General features: G+C 57.9%; 13 protein-coding genes. 5 read left to right on the plus strand and 8 right to left on the minus strand.

What is annotated here, in order from left to right:
• Positions 1–94: 94 nt before the first annotated feature.
• From ACT3RW_RS09570 to glgX, 5 genes are all read left to right on the plus strand, one after another.
• Entirely contained in the window at positions 95–2,533 is a 2,439-nt protein-coding gene (locus ACT3RW_RS09570; protein WP_444613580.1) for a glycogen/starch/alpha-glucan phosphorylase, read from the plus strand.
• A 110-nt stretch (positions 2,534–2,643) separates the two neighbouring features.
• On the plus strand, positions 2,644–4,836 hold the full coding sequence (gene glgB / locus ACT3RW_RS09575) for a 1,4-alpha-glucan branching protein GlgB (protein ID WP_444613581.1): 2,193 nt from the start codon (positions 2,644–2,646) through the stop codon (positions 4,834–4,836).
• On the plus strand, positions 4,833–6,167 hold the full coding sequence (gene glgC, locus ACT3RW_RS09580) for a glucose-1-phosphate adenylyltransferase (RefSeq protein ID WP_444613582.1): 1,335 nt from the start codon (positions 4,833–4,835) through the stop codon (positions 6,165–6,167). The genes glgB and glgC overlap by 4 nt, the downstream gene beginning before the upstream one ends.
• A gap of 6 nt (positions 6,168–6,173) precedes the next feature.
• On the plus strand, positions 6,174–7,622 hold the full coding sequence (glgA, locus tag ACT3RW_RS09585; RefSeq protein ID WP_444613583.1) for a glycogen synthase GlgA: 1,449 nt from the start codon (positions 6,174–6,176) through the stop codon (positions 7,620–7,622).
• Positions 7,619–9,721, plus strand: coding sequence for a glycogen debranching protein GlgX (gene glgX, locus ACT3RW_RS09590; protein WP_444613584.1), 2,103 nt, complete (start codon positions 7,619–7,621; stop codon positions 9,719–9,721). The genes glgA and glgX overlap by 4 nt, the downstream gene beginning before the upstream one ends.
• A gap of 80 nt (positions 9,722–9,801) precedes the next feature.
• On the opposite strand, the gene secG is transcribed toward glgX, so the two are convergent.
• The 8 genes from secG to rapZ form a co-directional block, all read right to left on the minus strand.
• Positions 9,802–10,053: a preprotein translocase subunit SecG gene (secG, locus tag ACT3RW_RS09595; RefSeq protein WP_131088422.1), complete on the minus strand. Its 252-nt coding sequence runs from the start codon at positions 10,051–10,053 to the stop codon at positions 9,802–9,804.
• Between the two features lie 22 nt (positions 10,054–10,075).
• Positions 10,076–10,891, minus strand: a complete 816-nt coding sequence (gene tpiA / locus ACT3RW_RS09600; RefSeq protein ID WP_131088423.1) for a triose-phosphate isomerase — start codon at positions 10,889–10,891, stop codon at positions 10,076–10,078.
• 3 nt (positions 10,892–10,894) lie between these two features.
• Complete coding sequence (locus ACT3RW_RS09605; protein WP_444613585.1) at positions 10,895–12,124, minus strand: phosphoglycerate kinase; 1,230 nt, start codon at positions 12,122–12,124, stop codon at positions 10,895–10,897.
• A gap of 16 nt (positions 12,125–12,140) precedes the next feature.
• A complete protein-coding gene (gene gap, locus ACT3RW_RS09610; protein ID WP_131088425.1) occupies positions 12,141–13,148 on the minus strand; it encodes a type I glyceraldehyde-3-phosphate dehydrogenase in 1,008 nt (335 codons plus the stop codon).
• Between the two features lie 182 nt (positions 13,149–13,330).
• The gene (locus ACT3RW_RS09615) at positions 13,331–13,960 is read right to left on the minus strand and encodes a superoxide dismutase (RefSeq protein WP_131088426.1); all 630 of its coding nucleotides are present in this window, start codon (positions 13,958–13,960) and stop codon (positions 13,331–13,333) included.
• A 60-nt stretch (positions 13,961–14,020) separates the two neighbouring features.
• A complete protein-coding gene (whiA, locus tag ACT3RW_RS09620) occupies positions 14,021–15,001 on the minus strand; it encodes a DNA-binding protein WhiA (RefSeq protein WP_131088427.1) in 981 nt (326 codons plus the stop codon).
• A gap of 27 nt (positions 15,002–15,028) precedes the next feature.
• On the minus strand, positions 15,029–16,051 hold the full coding sequence (locus ACT3RW_RS09625; RefSeq protein ID WP_131088428.1) for a gluconeogenesis factor YvcK family protein: 1,023 nt from the start codon (positions 16,049–16,051) through the stop codon (positions 15,029–15,031).
• Positions 16,052–16,055: 4 nt separating this feature from the next.
• A complete protein-coding gene (gene rapZ, locus ACT3RW_RS09630) occupies positions 16,056–16,949 on the minus strand; it encodes an RNase adapter RapZ (protein ID WP_131088429.1) in 894 nt (297 codons plus the stop codon).

Consider the following 16,949-nt stretch of genomic DNA (forward strand, 5'->3'; position numbering starts at 1 on the left):
CCACCGCAGACAGATTGCGCGCCCTATAGTAATGTCACATTTCAGGCGCCACAATTCGAAACTCACGTTCCACTTAAGCCAACGGGAGCAGTACATGTCGCAACCAATTGATGCCCGAGATCTCCGCGATACCAATGCCGCAAATCCGGTGACGACACCCGCACAGTTCCGCCAAGAACTGTTACGTCACCTGCAGTACACAGTCGGTAAGAGTCCGCAACAAGCTTCACTCTTCGACTGGCGGATGGCCCTGTCCCACACGGTCCGTGACTACGCGGTGGATCCTTGGTTTGGTGCGACCCGCCGCACCTGGGACGAAGACCGCAAACGGGTCTACTACCTGTCGATGGAATTTCTGATCGGCCGACTGCTTGAAGACCAAGCAATCAACCTGGGACTACGCGATGTCATGGTTCAGACACTTGCGGAATTCGGTTTGAGCTTTGATGAAGTGGCCGCGGGCGAACCTGATGCGGCATTGGGCAATGGTGGGTTGGGTCGTTTGGCTGCCTGCTATCTGGAATCCATGGCCACCATGGGCTGTCCGGCGTACGGCTACGGCCTGCGCTACGAACATGGACTGTTCCGCCAGCACTTTGAAAACGGGCGGCAAATCGAAACCCCGGAAAACTGGTTGGCTACCGACAATCCTTGGGACTTCTCGCGCCCTGAAGCCGCCTATCCGGTGGGCTTTGGCGGCGCGCTCTCCGAGCACGACGGTGCCTCAATCTGGTCGCCCAACTCAAAAGTGCTCGCTTCTGCCCACGACACACCCGTTGTTGGTTACGGCGGCCAATGGGCCAACACTTTGCGGCTCTGGGCTGCCATGCCTAGCGCAGACCTCTTTGACCTGAACCGCTTTAACGCCGGCGACTTTGCCGCAGCCTCAGAAGCCGAGGCGCTGGCTAGAAGCCTGAGCCGGGTGCTCTATCCAAACGACACCACCGAAGGTGGTAAGGAGCTACGGCTCTCTCAGGAATATTTCCTGACTTCAGCTTCCGTACAGGACATCCTGCGCCGCTACCTCGCGGCTCATCAGGATCTGCTCAAGCTGCCAAAGTTTGTCGCAATCCAGATGAACGACACCCACCCAGCGATCGCCGGTCCGGAACTGATCCGTCTGCTGGTAGACGAGCATGGCGTCAACTTTGATACCGCAGTGAAGACGGTCACCGAGGTGTTGGGCTACACCAACCACACACTGCTGCCTGAAGCCCTCGAACGCTGGAGCGTTGGCTTGATGCGCAAGGTTCTTCCAAGGCACCTGCAAATCATCGAAACCTTGGACACCCAGTTCATCGAGCTCCAGGTTTCCGCACCCGACCCGGTACGTCTGATCAGCCACGACCAGGTCAGCATGGGTGATCTCGCCTTCGCCACCAGCCACAAGGTCAACGGCGTCTCGGCCCTGCATACCGAGCTGGTCAGCAAGGGTCTGTTCCCGGTACACAACGCCCTGCACCCCGGGCGCATCGTGAACATCACCAACGGCATCACTCCGCGTCGCTGGCTTAAGCTAGCCAACCCATCGCTGGCCTCGTTGATCACCGATACCATCGGCGCCGGATGGGAAACAGACTTGGAACGGCTTCGTGAATTGGAGCCCTATGCCGAGGATCCTGCCTTCCGCGACGCCTTCGGCCGCAGCAAGGCTCAAGCCAAAGAACATTTCACTAGCTGGCTCGCCAAGGAACACGGCATCGAGTTGCCCGCCGAAGCTTTGTACGACGCTCAGGTGAAGAGACTGCACGAATATAAGCGCCAGTTGCTGAACATCCTGTGGACCATTGCCCACTGGCAGCGGATCAAGCGCGACCCGCAAGCCGGCTGGGTCCCCCGGGTCAAGATCTTCGGCGGCAAGGCCGCCCCGAGCTACCACATGGCCAAATTGATCATTCAGCTGATCAACGACGTTGCCGAGGTTATTAACAACGACCCTGAGACCTCGCACCTGTTACGCGTGGTGTACCCAGCAAACTACGGCGTCTCGATGGCTGAGAAACTGATCCCGGCCGCGGATCTGTCCGAACAGATTTCCACGGCCGGCATGGAAGCCTCTGGCACCGGCAACATGAAGTTTGCGCTTAACGGTGCGCTGACCATCGGTACCCTGGACGGGGCGAACGTTGAGATCCGTGAGCACGTGGGAGAAGAAAACTTCTTCCTCTTTGGGCTCACTACCGAACAGGTCGCCGAACGCCGGGCTCAACCCGATCACTCACGCACCGCTCTGGAAGCCAGCCAAACCCTGCGCGATGTGCTTCAGGCTATTGCCGAGGGCACCTTCAGCCCCGAGGATCACCATCGTTATGACGGGCTGCTCGACTCGATGTGGAACAGTGACTGGTTCTTGGTGGCCTCAGACTTTGAGGACTACGACCGGGCGCAGGGTGAGGTGGCCACCTGCTACGCCGATCCTGAACGCTGGCAGCGCATGGCGATCCTGAACATCGCCCGTATGGGGTATTTCAGCTCTGACCGCTCAATTCGCGAATATATGACGCAAATTTGGGACGTGGAATCCGCACTTTAGGCCGCGCCTCCACGACACGATGAGTAATACTGTCGTGACCTGCGTCATCTTGAATTGAGCGTGCTCTCAGTGTGTTTGGATGAGAGCAATTGAATCGGCTAGGAGTCCCAGTGACTAACGAAGGCAAGAGTCTTTCGGTGCTCGACGTGCAACAGGTTCACCTGTTGGCGCAGGGTCGGCACCCGGACCCGTTTGCGATGCTCGGTCCCACCGAAGATGGCAAGCAGGTTCGGGTGCGCATTCCCGGGGCTGAGCAACTGTGGTTGTTTAACGCCACCGACGAAGTGCAGCTGAAGGCACACCCTAGCGATCCGGCGCTGTTCACCGGGCCAGCCTTGCCGTACTACCGTTTGCGCATCCATTGGCCCTCGGGCTACGTGGAGGAACGCGAGGACGCTTACCGCTTTGGCCCGGTGTTAGGCCAATTTGATGAACATCTAATTGGGCAAGGTGAGCACCATGGCCTGTGGAGGACGCTCGGCGCGCACCTGATCACCCACGAGCAAGTGCCCGGTGTGCACTTTGCCCTTTGGGCACCCAACGCAACCCGAGTCTCCGTGGTCGGAGACTTCAACTCCTGGAACGGCACCGTCCACCCGATGCGCTTGCGTGGAGCCACCGGCGTCTGGGAACTCTTCCTACCCGGGCTTAATGAGGGCACGGTCTACAAGTACGAGCTACTTGGCCAGGACGGGCAAGTGCTGCCGTTAAAGGCCGATCCGGTCGGCTTCGGCTCCGAGCATCCGCCCGCCACCGGTTCGGTGGTTCGCACTCTAGGCGCCCATGATTGGAACGATGAACAATGGGGCGCCCGGCGCGAGTCGATCAACGCGGTTGATGCCCCGATCAGCATCTATGAGGTGCATTTAGGTTCGTGGCGTCGCGATGGCAACACCAATAAGTCACTAAGCTACTTGCAGCTGGCAACACAACTTGTGGACTATGTGGCGGACCTGGGCTTCACCCACATCGAGGTGCTGCCGGTGAGCGAACATCCCTTTGACGGGTCCTGGGGCTACCAGCCGGTCGGGTTATTCGCCCCCACCATCCGTTACGGCACGCCACAGGAGTTCGCGTCATTTGTTGATGCCGCCCACGCCCGCGGGCTCGGGGTCATTGCCGACTGGGTACCCGGGCACTTCCCCACCGACCAGCACGGACTGGGCCGATTTGATGGCACCGCACTGTACGAACACCTCGATCCGCGTGAAGGGTTCCATCCGGACTGGAACACGCTGATCTATAACTACGGCCGCCCAGAAGTGCGCAATTTCCTGGTGGCCAACGCGCTGTACTGGCTTGATGAGTACCACCTCGACGGGTTACGCGTAGACGCGGTCGCATCGATGATCAACCGCAACTACTCGCGTAAGGACGGCGAGTGGATTGCCAATAAGGACGGCGGCAACGAAAACTATGAGGCGCTCGAATTCCTGAAGCAGACCAATGTGGCCAGCTACGGACAACATCCAGGCATCACGATGATCGCTGAAGACTCCACCTCCTACCCCGGAGTCACCCGCCCGGTGGATGCCGGCGGCCTGGGCTTTGGTTACAAGTGGAATCTGGGCTGGATGAACGATTCGCTGGAGTACTTCGGCAAGGATCCGGTCTATCGCAAACATCATCACAACCAGCTGACCTTTGGCATCACCTACGCCTTCAGCGAGAACTTCCTGCTGCCCATCAGCCATGATGAGGTGGTGCACGGCAAGGGTTCGATGTACTCGCGGATGCCCGGAAACCACGCCGACAAGCTTGGCAATCTCAAGGCCTTCTACGGCTACATGTGGGGCTACCCGGGCAAAAAGCTCTTGTTCATGGGCCAAGAGTTCGGGCAGCGCAGCGAATGGAACTTCCAGGGGCAACTCGAGTGGGATGCGCTTGACGATCCCGGTCATGCTGGGGTGCTCTCCCTAGTACGCGATTTGAATAAGCTCTACCGCGAGCAACCCGCCCTGCATCGGCGCGACACAAGTTCCGAAGGGTTCCAATGGCTGCTTGTCGATGACGTAGAGCATCAGGTGTTCGCCTGGCTGCGCCGCGGCGAGCCTGGCGATGCGCACGTGGTGATCGTCGTGAACCTCACCCCGGTCGAACGCACCGGCTTCCGCATTGGATTCCCGGTTCCCGGACGCTGGCGCGAGGCTCTCAATACCGATTCCGAGGGCTACCACGGGGCCAATCGTGGCCACGGCGGGGCGATCGAAACCGAAGCCGTCCCCGCTGGCGGCGAAGCACAATCCGCACTACTCACGCTCCCACCTTTATCGGCAATCTATTTTGTGGAGGAACGCTCATGAATTCAGCACCTGATACGCGTCACCTGACCGGGGCGCCACCGCGCCTGTCCAGCCAGGCGATGGCCTTCGTTCTTGCCGGTGGCCGCGGTAGCCGACTTGAAGAACTCACCGACCGCCGCGCAAAACCTGCGGTCCATTTTGGTGGCAATTCGCGCATCATCGACTTCCCACTGTCCAACGCCTTAAATTCTGGGGTACGCAAAATGGCGGTGGCCACCCAATACAAAGCGCACTCGTTGATCCGCCACATGCAGCGCGGCTGGGGCTTTTTCCGGTCCGAACGCAACGAGTACCTAGATATCCTGCCTGCCAGCCAGCGCGTCCAAGAGAACAAGTGGTACTTGGGCACCGCGGATGCCGTGACGCAAAATATCGACATTGTTGATGACTACGACGTTGAGTACGTGATCATCCTCGCCGGAGACCACGTATACAAGATGGACTACGAGGTCATGCTGCACCAGCATGTGAATACGAACGCCGACGTGACGGTCGGTTGCCTGACGGTGCCGCGCGAAGAGGCCACCGGCTTTGGCGTCATGCACGTTAACGGCAACGGGCGCATCGTGGACTTCCTCGAAAAGCCGGCTAATCCTCCGGGCATGCCGGAGAATCCAGATATGGCACTGGCTTCCATGGGCATCTACGTGTTCAACTGGAAATTCCTGCGCGAATTGTTGCTCAACGACGCCGAAGATCCAAGCTCAAGCCACGATTTTGGCCACGATTTGATTCCCTCTGTGGTGCGCAACGGCAGTGCGTACGCCCACAAGTTCACCGATTCTTGCGTCATGGGCGGACTGGAAACCGAGCCGTACTGGCGCGACGTCGGTACTATCGATTCCTTCTGGCAGGCGAATCTGGATCTCACCAAGGTTGTCCCCTCGCTGGATCTTTACGACAACACCTGGCCCATCTGGACCTACGCCGAGTTGACCCCGCCTGCAAAATTCATCCACGACGATGAAGCGCGACGTGGGCAAGCCATCGAGTCGCTCATCTCTGGAAATTGCATCCTTTCCGGGGCCGATGTTCACCGTTCGCTGTTGTTTACCGGAAACCGAGCGCACTCCTTCTCGAAGCTGGATCAAGTGGTCTCCCTGCCAAACGTCGATGTGGGCCGCAACGCCGATCTGACCAAATGTGTGATCGACAGCCGGGTGCACATTCCTGAGGGTCTGGTCGTTGGCCAGGATCCGGTCGAGGATTCAAAATGGTTCCGTCGCACAGATTCCGGGGTTGTGCTGATCACCCAGCCGATGCTCGACCGCCGTGCTGCAGTGCTCGACGGGGCCTTGAAATTGAGCCCAGAGCAGCTGAAGGGAGAATAAGAACCGATGGCTCAACGACAACGCCGTGTGCTGTCTGTTGCTTCCGAATGTGCACCGCTGGTCAAAACCGGCGGTCTGGCCGATGTAGTTGGCGCCCTGCCCGCTGCCCTACTACCGCTGGGATGGCGCACCCGCATCTTGATGCCCGCTTATCCTGGCGTGCTGGAGCAGGTAGGGCGTACCCGACGAATTTGGCGAGAAGAGAACCTTTTTGGCGGCCCAGCCTCAGTCCGGACCGGTCGCTACGAAGGCCTAGACCTGCTGTTGCTGGATGCGCCGCATCTCTTTGACCGGCCCGGCGGCCCGTACGTGGTTGATGGGCACGACCATCACGATAACCATGTACGTTTTGCCGCACTGTCTTGGGTGGCTGCGCGGATTGCAATCGAGGGAACGAGTGATCGTTGGCGCCCCGATGTGGTGCACGCCCACGATTGGCAGGCCGGGCTGGTGCCTTCCTACCTGAAGTATGCCGGCTCCTCGATCCCAAGCCTGCTGACCATCCACAACATTGCCTTCCAAGGCGTTTTTGGTCCCGATCAACTCGATGCACTGCACCTTCCCACCTGGGACTTCCATTCGGAGGCCTTGGAGTACCACGGGCTGGTCAGCACGCTGAAGGCGGGACTGGTTCATTCCTCACAGGTGAGCACCGTGAGCCCGAGTTATGCTCAGGAGCTGACCCGCGCGGAGTTCGGCTTTGGGCTTGAGGGTGTAGTGTCCATGCGGGGCGAGCGCGGCGAGCTCAAGGGCATCCTCAATGGCATTGATACCGAAGTCTGGAACCCTGCCACGGATCCGATGGTTACCAACTACAGCGCGGTGGATTCCACGGCCAAGGCAGAAAACCGTCAAGCGCTGCTCGACGAGTTCTCTCTCGAAAATCCTTCTGGTCCGTTGGCTGTGGTGGTCACCAGACTCACCCATCAAAAGGGTGTAGACCTGTTGCTGGAGAAGCTACCGACCTTCATCGAATCCGGTGGTGCAGTCATCGTACTGGGTTCCGGCGACCCAGGCTACGAATATGCCCTGGGCGAGCTAGTGGCCCGCTATCCAGGCTCGGTGGGATTGCACATCGGTTATGACGAACGGCTGAGCCACCGGTTATATGCCGGAGCAGATTTAGTGTTGGTTCCTTCACGCTTTGAACCGTGCGGGCTGACCCAGCTAATCGGGCTGCGCTACGGCGCTATTCCGTTGGTGGCCGCGACCGGTGGTCTGCGTGACACCGTCGTGGATGCCATGCCAGAGAATCTGGCAAATGGGACTGCCACCGGTTTCACCTTCAGTGACATCGATGCCGGAGGCTTGGGCTTTGCCCTAGGCCGAGCAGTGGACTTGTATGCCGATACTCAAGCCTGGGAGCGCCTGCGCGATCAGGGGTTGAACACCCCGGTGGACTGGGGCACATCGGCGGCCGTCTATGCTCAGCTATTTACGGAACTCATCTCATGACCAGAACCCCGGCGGGCACGGCGTCCCCCGGCCGCTCCTGGCCGCTAGGTGTCACCGTGGATTCTTCCGGGATTAACGTTGCCGTCTACGCGCCTTTGGCCACCGCGCTTTACTTTTGTCTGTTCTCCGATAATGATCAGGAGCCCGAGCAGCGCCTTGCTCTCCCCTACCGTCAAGATGGCATTTGGCATGCCCATTTTGCCGGCCTAGGGGCGGGCGCGCGCTATGGGCTGCGCGCCGACGGTGAGTTCCGGCCGAACGATGGCTTGCGCTTTAACGTCAACAAATTGCTCATCGACCCTTATGCTCGGTCGTTGGACCGTCCGGTGCGCTATCACGAACTGATGGAAGGCACCGAGCCGGCAGAAAACGAAGAGCTCGAACCTGTGCTGGATCTGCGCGACAGTGCCACGGTGGTACCTCACGGCATCATTACCGCGACGCCCACGGGACCGGAGCCTGCCAGCAACCGCCCAGGCCACGACCTGGCTGATCTGGTGATTTACGAGACTCATCTGAAAGGCATCTCGGCTGCGCATCCAAGCGTTCCCGAGCAGTTACGTGGAACCTATGCCGGCATGGGCCATCCAGCGGTGATTGAACACCTCGTTTCCTTGGGTGTTAATGCCGTGGAACTTCTGCCGGTGCAGACCTTCCTCGACGATGCACACATCGTTGAGAAAGAGCTGCGCAACTATTGGGGTTATCAGCCGGTGGCGTGGTTCGCTCCGGAACCGCGCTATGCCCAAAATGATGCGATCGCTGAGCTTCGCCAACTGGTTTATACCCTGCATGAAGCTGGCATCGAAGTCATTCTTGACGTGGTGTACAACCACAGCGGCGAAGGCGGAGATCAAGGTCCAACGCTGAATCTTCGTGGTCTGGATAATGCTGGCTACTTTCGGTTAGCCGAAGATCAGCGCCACTACATTAACGACGCCGGAACCGGCAATACGCTGGCGGTTGAAACCCCGATAGTGCTGCGTATGGTGATGGACAGCCTGCGCTACTGGGCACAAACTTTCGGCGTTGACGGTTTCCGCTTCGACCTGGCCACCGCGGTAGCGAGAGGCCCCGAAGGCTTCAACCCGGAAGGCAGCTTCCTGCAGGCCATCGCCCAAGATCCGGTGCTCGCCGAGCTGAAGCTCATTGCCGAACCGTGGGATCTTGGTCCGGGCGGTTACCAGTTGGGCAACTTCCCTGCCCCCTTCGCTCAGTGGAACGATCGCTTCCGCGATGGGGTACGTCGGGCTTGGCGTGGCGAAGTGCTCGGTGAAGCCAACTTCGGTTCCTTACTATTGGGTTCCGCGGACTTCTTTGATGACTCCGGTCGCACTACCCTCGCGGGAGTGAACTTCATCAGCGCCCATGACGGGTTCACCTTGCGTGATACCGTCTCGTATGCGCAGAAGCATAACGAGGCCAATGGTGAGGAGAATCGGGATGGCCACGGTGAGAACTACTCCGATAACCATGGAGTAGAAGGACCGACCGACGACCCGGAGATCGTTGCGGCGCGCAGCTTGCGTGTGCGCGCGATGCTCGCCACCCTGCTTTTGGCACAGGGTGTGCCTATGCTTCTGGCGGGCGATGAACTGGGCAATAGCCAGTCGGGCAATAACAACGCCTACGCTCAGGACAATGAGTTGGGGTGGATCGACTGGTCTGAACCAGACTGGGAGCTGATCAGCTATGTACGTCAGCTCATTGATGTACGCCGGCGACTCCCGTTGCTGCGCCAGCGTGGCTTCTTGCACGGAAAGGTGCGCGCCGACGGGTTTAAGGACGTGCGTTGGTTATGCCCGGATGGATCTGCTCCCACCGCCGAGCACTGGAAAGATCCGGCCTTCCGTTCGTTGGCTCTCCAGCTTCGCGGTTGCGCCCAGGATCCACGCGGTGAAGAACTCACCGGTAGTGTGCTGATCATTTTCAACTTTGGCGACCACTGCGACTTTGCGCTTCCTGCGGAGGGCGAAGCTCAATGGAAGATCGAGTTGGACAGCGCCGAGCCTGAACACTCGGCGGACGCGGTGGACGCAGTGACAGAGAGTTACGCTGCCAAGGCTCATAGCGTTGTGGTGCTCAGTACCGGTCTTTAGCGCGCACGTTGTTAAACTCAATGGGCGCCTTCCACATGATGTGGAAGGCGCCCATTGGCAGCTGATGATCTAAGGTTCGCTTAGGCCTCGGCGCTGAACCTCAGGACTAGGGCTAGGCCGATAATCACGGCGCCCCAGACAAGACCAAGAATAATGGTGATGCGATTCAGGTTGCGCTCGGCAACGCCTGAAGAGCCCATAGAGCTGGTCATGCCGCCGCCGAACATGTCCGACATACCGCCACCACGACCCTTATGAAGCAGGATCAGGAGGGTTAGCAGGACACTTGTGATGCCCAGCAGTACCTGCAGGATGATCTTGATAATATCCAAGTCGACGGTTCCTTAGCTAGATTCAGTCGGTTACGAGGTGTTGCTCGAACCTGACAATATTAGCAAACTCTTCAGCGTCGAGGCTGGCTCCGCCAACCAACACGCCGTCAACGTCACGCTCGCGCATGATCGCTGCCGTGTTCGCAGCCTTAACACTACCGCCATAGAGCAGCTGAGTCTTCTCAGCGATTTCTTGGCCGTAACGCTGGGCAAGTGCACCGCGAATTGCTGCACACATTTCCTGAGCATCTGCAGGACCTGCAACTTCACCGGTACCGATGGCCCACACTGGCTCGTAAGCGATGACCAGGTTTTCTGCCTGTTCAGCGCTCACGCCTTCCAGCGATTCAGCCAACTGGTTCAAGGTGAACTCTACGTGCTCCGCAGCCTTACGAACTTCCAAGCCTTCTCCAACGCAAAGCATTGGGGTCAGCTCGTGACGGTAAGCAGCCGCCAACTTGGTAGCAATTACGTCGTTCGTTTCGTTGTGGTATTCACGACGCTCGGAGTGACCTACCAAAACGTAGGTGCAACCGAGCTTCTTCAGGAACTGGCCCGAAATTTCGCCGGTGTACGCACCCGAATCCTGTGCAGACAAATCCTGAGCGCCGTAAACGACGTCCAGCTTGTCGCCCAGAACCAAGGTCTGAACACCACGGATGTCCGTGAATGGCGGGAATACTGCAACTTGCGCACGATCGTAGTTGTGCTCGTGGTCCTTGAGGGTCCACGCAAGCTTCTGGACTAGGGTGATGCCCTGGACGTGGTCCATGTTCATCTTCCAGTTGCCAGCGATCAGCGGCTGGCGCACAAAGGCGCCGTTCTGCGAAATGGTCATTTCTTAACCTTCCAATGCGGCAACGCCCGGCAGGGTCTTGCCTTCGAGGTACTCCAAGGATGCTCCGCCACCGGTGGAGATATGACCGAAGTCGTCCTCCGAGAAGCCCAGTGCACGAACGGCTGCGGCTGAATCGCCACCGCCGACAACGCTGAATGCTTCCGAGTTGGCCAGTGCCTGAGCAACAGTGCGGGTACCTTCAGCGAATGCCGGGATCTCGAATACGCCCATTGGGCCATTCCAGAACACGGTATTTGCGCTGGTGATGTAGCTTGCAAACTGCTCTGCCGACTTAGGTCCGATATCCAGGCCCAATCCGTTGGAACCGAAGCTCGCTTCTTCGATCTTGTCAGCTGGCAAGATTTCGTGTGCGGCGTCGGCACCAAACTTCTCGGCGACTACAACGTCAACAGGAACGATGATCTCGCAACCGAGCTGCTCAGCGCGCTTGAGGTAATCTTCGCAGACGGAAATCTGGTCTTCTTCAAGCAACGAGCCGCCAATGGCGTAGCCCTGAGCCTTGAGGAAGGTGAAAGCCATGCCGCCACCGATCAGCAACTGATCGGCCTTACCCAGCAGGTTGTCAATAACTGCAAGCTTGTCCGAAACCTTAGAACCACCCAGAACCACCACATAGGGGCGCTTAGGAGATTCAGTCAAGGTCTTGAGAACCTTGACTTCGGTTGCAACCAGGTCACCCTGGTAGCTAGGGAGCAAGCTTGCGATGTCATAAACCGAAGCGTGCTTGCGGTGTACGGCGCCAAAAGCGTCGTTCACGTAAGCGCCGTTTTCGCCGGTCAGAGCAGCCAATTCCTTGGCGAACTCTTCGCGTTCTGCGTCAACCTTAGAGGTTTCGCGAGCATCGAAGCGAACATTTTCAAGAACCAGTACAGAACCTTCAGCAAGGTCTGCCGCGGCCTTGCGAGCGGATTCGCCCACAACATCCTCGGCAACCGTTACATCAAAGTCGGCAAGTTCGTTCAAGCGCTGTGCTGCAGGTGCGATCGAGTACTTCGCATCGAACTGCCCCTTAGGGCGGCCCAGGTGCGCCATAACAATGACCTTTGCACCTGCTTCAACTAGCTTGGTGATGACCGGCAAAGATGCGCGTACGCGGCCGTCATCGGTCACAGTTGCACCGTCGAGCGGCACGTTCAGGTCACTGCGGACCAGAACGTGCCGTCCGCGGACACCGTTGTCAGCGATCAATTCGTCAATAGTGTGAGAAGACATATCTCTAGGTTATCGACTAGAGGCTTGATCCCACGAATCCGACAAGGTCAACAAGTCGTGAGGAGTAGCCCCACTCGTTGTCGTACCACGAAACAACCTTCACGCTGTTGCCCATAACGATGGTCAGACCGGAGTCGAAGATCGAGGAGTGTGGGTTGGTGACGATGTCAGTGGAAACCAGTGGATCAGTCGAGTACTCCAGAACGTCCTTCAAAGCACCTTCAGAAGCAGCCTTTTCGAATGCAGCGTTGATTTCTTCAACGGTTGCGGTGCGAGCAAGGTTGACGGTGAGGTCAGTTGCCGAGCCGGTTGGAACTGGAACGCGCATTGCGTAACCGTGCAGCTTGCCCTTGAGCTCTGGCATTACTACGCCGATAGCCTTAGCAGCACCGGTCGAAGTAGGGATCAGGTTCAATGCAGCAGCACGTGCACGACGTGGGTCGCTGTGAGGTGCATCCTGCAGGCGCTGGTCAGCGGTGTATGCGTGGATGGTGGTCATCAGGCCATCAACAATGCCGAACTCATCGTTCAGAACCTTGGCCAGTGGGGCCAAGCAGTTGGTGGTGCATGATGCGTTCGAGATGATGTTGTGGTTTGCAGGATCGTACTTGTCCTGGTTAACACCCATCACGATGGTGATGTCTTCATCGGAGGCCGGAGCCGAGATGATAACCTTCTTTGCACCGGCGGTGATGTGCTTGCCGGCGTCTGCACCCTTGGTGAAGAAACCAGTCGACTCGATGACGACGTCGACGTTCAATTCACCCCATGGAAGGTTTGCTGGATCGCGCTCGGAAAGTACCTTGATGCGACGTTCTCCGACAACGATGGTGTCACCATCTACGGATACTGCCTCGCCCACTGGGCCGAGTACAGAGTCAAACTTCACCAGGTGAGCAAGCGAATCGATTGAACCAAGGTCGTTGACGGCGACAATTTCGATGTCTGCCTTGTGTGCCAATACTGCACGCAGGAAGTTGCGTCCGATACGGCCAAAACCATTGATACCAACACGAGTTGTCACGTGACTATCTCCTCTAAACGGGATGATTGTGCCACGACCGTCCGCAAACGGAAGTGGCCTTCTTTGAAGGACACTCCGTTGTGCCGTGCTTTGCGGATCCCAGTGGATCACCGGGATCCGCAACACACTTGAAACATACTACGCTATTTAAGCGCAGAATGTGAGCTAACTTACCAGATTACTTATTTACCTGGAACGATTAGCGAAGCTGCACCCTTACGAGCTGCTTCAAAACGTGCCTGAACGTCTGCCCAGTTCACGATGTTCCAGAAAGCCTTAACGTAGTCAGCCTTCACGTTGACGTAGTCCAGGTAGAAGGCGTGCTCCCACATGTCCAGCATCAGCAGTGGGGTGGTTGCCACTGGAATGTTGCCCTGCTGATCGTAGAGCTGCTCGATAACCAGCTGGCCACCAAGTGCGTCGTACGCCAGTACAGCCCAGCCCGAGCCCTGCAGGCTCATTGCTGCTGCGGTGAAGTGAGCGCGGAAGTTATCGAAGGAGCCGAAGAACTCATCGATTGCTGCGGACAGCTCGCCCTCTGGCTTGTCGCCACCCTCTGGGGACAGGTTGTTCCAGAAGATCGAGTGGTTGGTGTGTCCACCCAAGTGGAATGCCAGGTCCTTGGACAGCTTCGGGATGTTACCGAATTCGCCCTTTTCGCGGGCTTCAGCCAGCTGTTCCAGTGCCGAGTTAGCGCCAGCAACGTAAGTTGCGTGGTGCTTGGAGTGGTGCAGCTCCATGATGCGAGCCGAGATGTTTGGCTCGAGTGCAGCGTAGTCGTACTGCAGTTCTGGCAGTGAATATACAGCCATGATTCTCCTCAATTTTCTCTTTCGGATGAATCTCCGTAGGAGGGCTCCCACGGGACATTTTTAATGTTCCAGTTCGTCTACTGGAACGCTGGACTCCGTGCCTGGTATTCCCAGATCACTGGCCTTCTTGTCAGCCATGGCCAACAAGCGACGAATTCGGCCAGCTATGGCGTCCTTAGTCATTGGGGGCTCAGCCATACGACCGAGCTCGTCGAGGGAAGCTTGTTTGTGCTCCAAGCGAAGCAGCCCAGCGTAGCGAAGGTGCTCAGGAACTTCCTCGCCAAGAATGCTCAGTGCGCGTTCGACGCGAGCGCCAGCAGCAACTGCTGCCTGGGCACTGCGACGCAGGTTGGCATCATCAAAGTTTGCCAGCCGGTTGGCCGTGGCACGAACTTCTTTACGCATGCGGCGTTCTTCCCACACCATCAAGGCATCGTGGGCACCCATGCGGGTCAAAAGCTGCGCAATTGCGTCGCCGTCGCGGATCACCACACGGTCAACGCCGCGCACCTCGCGGGCCTTGACCGTCAGACCCAAACGTCGAGCCGCGCCAACAAGCGCCAATGCTGCCTCTGGGCCGGGGCAAGTAATTTCCAATGCAGAACTGCGCCCGGGTTCGGTCAAGGAACCGTGCGATAAGAAGGCGCCGCGCCAGACTGCTTCAGCATCGGCCGTGGAACCGTTAACGATCACCGAAGGCAAACCTCGAACAGGCCGACCTCGCTGATCTAGTAGTCCAGTCTGCCGAGCGAGCACTTCTCCGTCTTTGGCGACGCGGACGATGTAACGACTACCCTTACGGATGCCGGAACCTGAGACCATAACGATCTCTGCCTCGTGGCCGTACAACTCGCCGATGGCCATCTTAAGCCGACGGGCAGTTGCAGCGAGATCCACCTCAGCTTCAATGACAATTCGCCCGGAGACAATATGAAGTCCCCCGCTGAAGCGCAGCATCGTCGAAACCTCGGCCTTACGTACCGAAGGTTTGCGAATCTCTACTCGCGACAGCTCGTCTTTGACGGAAGCCGTCAATGCCATGAATCAAACTCCCTTACTAGGATCTTCCTAAGATCCGATCGCGGTAAACACCTCGTGATAGGCCGCCGCTAGTCGCAACGGGTCGTGCACTGCACGACCGTCAGATACTCCTACTGTACTAAAAAAGACGCGTGCACCCAGTTTTTGCGCTGCCAGCTCAAATCTCTGACGATTTACAATCTTGGATTCATCAGCAATAATCGCATCGAATTTTACTTCTGGCGCATAGCGGCTGAGCACTTCAAGATGCGCTGCAGCATCCATCCCGTTGGTCTCATCGGTATCCATCGACAAGTTCATCGTCAGCAGCTTTTTTGCTGTAGTTGACGCGATTGCCTGACGCATATCGGGCAACAGTAAATGTGGCAGCACCGAGGTGTACCAAGATCCCGGACCTAGGATGACCCAGTCGGCCAGCTCAATGGATTCCAAAGCCTCGGAGCATGCCGGCGCATCGGCTGGTTCCAAACGAACATTGGTGACCAAACCACCGGCTCCGGCGCGTGCCAGTTTCGCTTGACCTTCAATTCTTCGACGAACCAACGAGTCATTCTCATCGGATTCGAGCACATCCCCATGGATGGACAACGGCATGGTACTCATCGGCAGAACCTGGCCGCGTGCGCCAAGCAACGCTCCAGCCCAACGTAGTCCTGCCACTGGATTATCCAAAAGTTCCCACAGGGCCAAAATCAGTAGGTTTCCTACCGCATGACCGTTCAGTGGCTCTTCAAGGTTCGCGTCTGATGCAAAGCGGTGTTGCATGACATCGCGCCAGGTTCGGCCCCAATCGGTGTCGTCACATAACGCAGCCAAAGCCATCCGCAAGTCCCCCGGTGGCAACACGTCAAAGGAGCCACGTAGGCGCCCTGAACTTCCACCGTCATCGGCCACGGTTACAACGGCGGTGAGCTCGGTAGTCAGTCGGCGTAGTGCCGACAGTGAGGAGGACAGACCGTGCCCTCCGCCCAATGCGACAACTGAAGGGTTGCGCTGATCGTCGCCTCGGGTTAGTCCCTGAATCGAAATGGGACCGGTTGCAAAGGCCATGTTTTTACTCGCGTCCTAGATCGCGGTGGCTGATGCTCACGCGAACGTTAGGGAACTGTGCCAATCGTCGGCCAAGTTCAATGGTGGTGGCAACCGAGCGGTGCTTTCCTCCGGTGCAGCCTACCGCAATGGTGGCATAGTGCTTATTTTCGCGGCGGTAGCCCTCAAATACAGGCTCAAGAGCTTTGAGGTAGTTCTCAATGAAGTCGCTAGTGCCTTCTTGGTTCAAGACGTAGTCAGAAACTTCTTTGTCCTGTCCGGTCTGGGGGCGCAACTCTGGAACCCAGTGTGGGTTAGGGATGAAGCGCACGTCGGCCACGTAGTTGGCATCGGTTGGAAGACCGTATTTGAAGCCAAAGCTCATGACATTGATGCGTAGGATGATCGGACCGGACTCACTAAAGAGCTCGGTCACCGAACGCGCCAGATCGTGCACCGACATCGTTGAAGAGTCCAAGACGATTTCCGCGGCTTCGCGCAGCTGATCGGTGATACCGCGTTCCTTGGTAATCCCGTCAACAATTCGACCGTCACCCTGTAGCGGATGCGGGCGGCGACCCTGTTCAAATCGTCGGATCAGAACTTCATCGCTGGCGTTGAGATAGACCAGTCGGAATTTCACTCCGCTAGCTGTCAGGTTGGCTAGCGCGTCGCGAATCTCCGGGAACATTTCTTTGGAACGCACGTCCATGACTACGGCCATCTTGGGGATGGATCCCTGCGAACGGCTCATCATTTCAGTCAGCGGGCCAAGCATGGCCGGTGGCAAGTTCTCCACCACATACCAGCCCTGGTCTTCCAAGGCGTGGGCAACGGTGGTTCGACCGGCACCTGACATGCCAGTTACGATCACCAGTTCAGACTCAGGCGGTTTTACGGCTTCATACTCAGCGGTCAT

Source organism: Glutamicibacter sp. AOP5-A2-18 (assembly GCF_052446055.1).
Taxonomy (GTDB): Bacteria; Actinomycetota; Actinomycetes; order Actinomycetales; family Micrococcaceae; genus Glutamicibacter.